We start from the raw sequence: 4,562 nt of genomic DNA on the forward strand, positions 1-4,562 counted from the left end.
CCACCTGCAGGTGCAGGTTGTTGGCGAGCGTGACGATCGAGCGCACGATGCGCTCGCGCCGCGCATTGCCGGGGAGGTCGAGCAGGAAGCTGCGGTCGATCTTCAGCACGTCGATCGGCAGGTCGGCCAGCTTGGACAGCGACGAGTAGCCGGTGCCGAAATCGTCGATCGAGATCTTGAACGACCATTCGCGCAGCAGCTTCAGCTGTGCCAGCGCCCGCTCGGGCCGCTCGGCGAGGAAGGTCTCGGTGACCTCCAGGTCGAGCGCGCCGACCGGCACGTCGTAGCGGCCGACCGCGGCCAGCACCGTCTCGAACAGGTTGTCGCGGTCGAGGTCGCGTGCCGACAGGTTCACCGCGACGCGCGGGGCCTGCGCGCCGGCCGCCATCCACAGCGCGAGCTGGCGGCACACCTCGTCGAGGATGTAGTCGGTGATGCGCGACACGCAGCCCATCTGCTCGGCCACCGGCACGAACTCGGCCGGCGACACCGCGCCCAGCGCYGGGCTGTTCCAGCGCACCAGCGCCTCGAAGCCCAGCAGCTGGCCGTTCGAGCGCACCTGCGGCTGGTAGACGACGTGCAGTTCGCGGTCGTCGATCGCGCGCTCCAGCGCCGATTCGATCGCGATGCGCCGGCTCACCGCGCGCTCGCTGATCGGCGTGCCGACCTCTTCGGCGGTGGCACTGCCCTCGCGCGACAGCTCCATCGCGACGCCGCTGCGGTGCATCACCTCGGCGGCCTGCGCGCTGTCGATCGGGAACAGCGCGGCACCGACCGCGAGCTCGACCAGCACGTGGCCGCTGCCGACCTGCAGCTGGTGCGGCAGCGCCCGGCGCAGCCGCGTCACCGCCATCGTGGCCTGCACCGCCGGCACCGGCGGCAGCGCGATGCTCAGCATCGAGCCGCGGGTGCGGGCGATGTAGCTGTCCTTGCCGCCGGCCTCGCGCAGCGCGTTCGCGAACGCGACGATGAACTGGTTGCCCTGCGCCATGCCGAAGCGCGCATTGACCTGGCGCAGCGAGCCGAGCCCGCAGGACACCACCGGGATCACCATGCCGGCCTGCAGCGTGGCGCGCTGGCGATCGAGCCACTGCGCCATGCCCTCGGGCCGCGGCAGGCCGGTCACGACGTCGTGCGACGCCAGGTACTCGGCCTCGGCCTGGCTGCGCACCAGGTTGCGCTGCAGTTCGCGCAGCTCGGTCACGTCCTGGAAGCTGACCGCGAAATGGCGGTCGCCGCAGGTGAAGCGGCTGCGCACCACCAGCCGGCGCTGCGTGCGGCCCTCGCCGGCCAGCCATTCGGTGCCGGCATCGAAACTCGGGACAGCGCTACCCTCCGAGGCGGTCGAGCGCAGCCAGCGAGACAGCGGCTGGTCGTCGAACCCGTTGCCGGCGAGCTGCGCGAACAGCCGGTTGCCGCGGCGCACGCGGCCGTCGTCGCGGCACACGACGACGGCGGTGCCCTGGTTCTCGAACAGGTCCTCGTACAGGTCCTGCATGCGCTGCGCATGCTGCTGCGAGTGCTTGACCGCGCTCAGGATGCGGAACACCGCGAGCGGCAGGCAGAAGTTGAAGAAGGTGAAGAGCAGGCCGTGGATGTACAGCGGCGAGGTGTTGAGCGTGACGTCGAGCCCGAACAGGTTGGGCATCACGAAGCCCGAGGCCGCCAGCCCGAACGGCACCACGTTCACCACCATCAGCGCGAGCGCGAGCCGGTAGCCGCGCAGCAGGCCGGCCAGCAGCGGCGCCGAATAGCAGAACACGTAGCCGAGGCGCTGCACCTCGGGGATGCGCACGCAGGTGGCGATCACGAGGCCGGCGGCGTAGACGATGACGATCAGCCCGTTGCTGGCCAGGCGCTGGTGCTGCGTCGACCAGCGGATCGCCGCCAGCAGCGCCACGTAGAACGCGATGACGATGACGAGGATGTAGTAGACGCCGCGCTGCAGCCCGATCCATGAGCTGTGCAGCGCGACCACCGCCTCGAGCGTGATTCCGCTGAGCAGGACGATGCGCAGCGCGCTCAGCTGAACGCGGCTGTCGGTGTCCTGGGACGGGCGGCCTGGCAACTGCAGGAAGGCGTACAAGGACGCCCACAGGCTCTCACCCGTCGAGATCAATCGGCGGAGCATCGGGGTCGGGCTGGCGAGGCGATCTGGCAAAGCTGTCGAGTGTGCCCGTCGCTGGTGCGCACGCCACGGCGGCGAGCGTGAACGACTTCACGGCAGGGTAGCGGACCCAGGTGAAAACCCGTGCATCCAGTGGCGAGGGCGATCATCGGTGTCGCGTTGCGCGATGGGCGAGGCCGGCTCAGCCGGGCGGGGCCTGCGCGGGCTGGGCCGGACCGAAGCCGCGCGCGCGATCGACGGCGAACTGTCGCGCGAAGTCGGCGAAGCGGCCGGCATCGAGCGCCTCGCGCACCTCGCGCATCAGGTTCAGGTAGTAGTGCAGGTTGTGGATGGTGGTGAGCATCGGCCCGAGCATCTCGCCGCAGCGGTCGAGGTGGTGCAGGTAGGCGCGGCTGAAGCCCTGGCAGGTGTGGCAGCGGCAGGTCTCGTCGATCGGGCGCTCGTCGGTGCGGTAGCGGGCGTTGCGCAGGCGCAGGTCGCCGAAGCGGGTGAACAGGTGGCCGTTGCGCGCGTTGCGGGTGGGCATCACGCAGTCGAACATGTCGACGCCGGCGGCGACGCCCTCGACCAGGTCTTCCGGCGTGCCCACGCCCATCAGGTAGCGCGGCTTGTGCGCCGGCAGGCGGTGCGGCGTGTGGGCCATGATGCGCTGCATCTCGGCCTTGGGCTCGCCGACGCTGACGCCGCCGATCGCGTAGCCGGGCAGGTCGAGCTCGACCAGCGAGGCGAGCGATTCCTCGCGCAGGTTCTCGAACATGCCGCCCTGCACGATGCCGAACAGCGCATTCGGGTTCTCGTTGCGCTGGAACTCGGCCAGGCAGCGGCGTGCCCAGCGCAGGCTGAGCTCCATCGAGGTGCGGGCCTCGGCCTCGGTCGTGAGGTGGCCCTTGCTCTCGTACGGCGTGCACTCGTCGAACTGCATCACGATGTCGCTGTTCAGCGTGCGCTGGATCTGCATGCTGGTCTCGGGCGTCAGGAACAGCTTGTCGCCGTTGACGGGCGAGGCGAAGCGCACGCCTTCCTCGCTGATCTTGCGCATCTCGCCGAGCGACCAGACCTGGAAGCCGCCGCTGTCGGTGAGGATGGGCTTGGTCCAGCCCTCGAAGCGGTGCAGGCCGCCGAACTGGCGCAGGATGTCGACGCCGGGGCGCAGCCACAGGTGGAAGGTGTTGCCGAGGATGATCTGCGCGCCCATCGCCTCGAGCGAGGCCGGCATCACGCCCTTGACGGTGCCGTAGGTGCCCACCGGCATGAAGATCGGGGTTTCGACGACGCCGTGGTTCAGCGTCAGGCGGCCGCGGCGCGCGAGGCCTTCGGTCTTGAGGAGGTCAAACTGGAGCATGGGGGGATTGTCCTGCAAGCTCAGGCTCGAACCTGGCCTGGTTGTGGTCCCGAGGCGGCCTCGATAACATAACGAACGTTATAACCCTCGAGGCTTGCCATGCACACGCTCAAACTCACGCAGATCGGCAATTCGGTCGGCGTCATCCTGCCCAAGGAGGTTCTGGTGCGGCTGAAGGTCGAGAAGGGTGATCTCGTCTACCTCACCGAAAGCCCTGACGGGGTCAGGATCACGCCGCACGATCCGGCCTTCGAGACGCAGATGGAGGTCGCGCGCCAGATCATGAAGAAGCGTCGTGCGGCCTTGCGCGAGTTGGCGAAGTGATGGCGGACTGGCTCTGGCTCGATCGCGCGGCCATTCAAGCGATTCACGAAGAGCAGCTGGCCGAACACGGCGGTGGCATCGGCGTACGGGACGAAGGGCTGATGGACTCGGCGCTGGCCCGGCCGCAGCAGTTGGCTCACTACGGCACGCCGGATGCGGCTGCGGTTGCTGCCGCCTATGGGTTCGGACTGGCGCGCAACCATCCGTTTGTTGATGGGAACAAGCGGACGGCGTTCGTGGCGGCAGAACTGTTCCTCGCCTTGAACGGCTACGACCTGATTGCGGACGATGAGGAATGCGTTCTGACCGTGCTGGCATTGGCAGGCGGCACGCTCACGGAGGAGGCGTTCGCGAGCTGGATTCGGCAGAACACGGTGAAGCTTTGAATCGCTGCTGGATCACGGGCCTCTTCGCTCCAGCAGCATCGCATCCCCATAGCTGAAGAACCGATACCCCTGCGCGATCGCATGCCGGTACAGCGCCATCATGTGCTCGTACCCGGCGAACGCGCTGACCAGCATCAGCAGCGTGCTCTTCGGCAGGTGGAAGTTGGTGACCAGCACGTCGACGACGCGGAACGTGAAGCCGGGCGTGATGAAGATGTCGGTGTCGCGGCTGCCGGCCTGCAGCGTGCCGCCGCGCGCGGCCGATTCCAGCGCGCGCAGCGTCGTCGTGCCGACCGACACCACGCGGCCGCCGGCCGCCTGCGTGCGCGCGATCGCGTCGACCGTGGCCTGCGGCACCTCGAACCACTCGCTGTGCATCGTG

General features: G+C 68.8%; 5 protein-coding genes. 2 read left to right on the plus strand and 3 right to left on the minus strand.

Features of this window, described 5'->3' with window-relative positions; all coding sequences use genetic code 11:
• Window positions 1–2,131, minus strand: a 2,131-nt coding sequence (locus AC1D01_RS22000; RefSeq protein WP_477870047.1) for a putative bifunctional diguanylate cyclase/phosphodiesterase, incomplete at its 3' end; no start/stop codon positions are given.
• Between the two features lie 178 nt (window positions 2,132–2,309).
• A complete protein-coding gene (tgt, locus tag AC1D01_RS22005; RefSeq protein WP_477870049.1) occupies window positions 2,310–3,470 on the minus strand; it encodes a tRNA guanosine(34) transglycosylase Tgt in 1,161 nt (386 codons plus the stop codon).
• Between the two features lie 99 nt (window positions 3,471–3,569).
• Here tgt and AC1D01_RS22010 point away from each other — a divergent pair, with 99 nt between their 5' ends.
• Window positions 3,570–3,794 (plus strand): AbrB/MazE/SpoVT family DNA-binding domain-containing protein, encoded by a 225-nt coding sequence (locus AC1D01_RS22010; protein WP_477870051.1) that lies wholly within the window; start codon window positions 3,570–3,572, stop codon window positions 3,792–3,794.
• Window positions 3,794–4,180: a type II toxin-antitoxin system death-on-curing family toxin gene (locus tag AC1D01_RS22015; RefSeq protein WP_477870053.1), complete on the plus strand. Its 387-nt coding sequence runs from the start codon at window positions 3,794–3,796 to the stop codon at window positions 4,178–4,180. The genes AC1D01_RS22010 and AC1D01_RS22015 overlap by 1 nt, the downstream gene beginning before the upstream one ends.
• 12 nt (window positions 4,181–4,192) lie before the next feature.
• On the opposite strand, the gene AC1D01_RS22020 is transcribed toward AC1D01_RS22015, so the two are convergent.
• A partial coding sequence (locus tag AC1D01_RS22020; RefSeq protein ID WP_477870055.1) for an S-adenosylmethionine:tRNA ribosyltransferase-isomerase occupies window positions 4,193–4,562 on the minus strand: 370 nt, incomplete at its 5' end.

Source organism: Rhizobacter sp. P3_B12 (assembly GCF_056402895.1).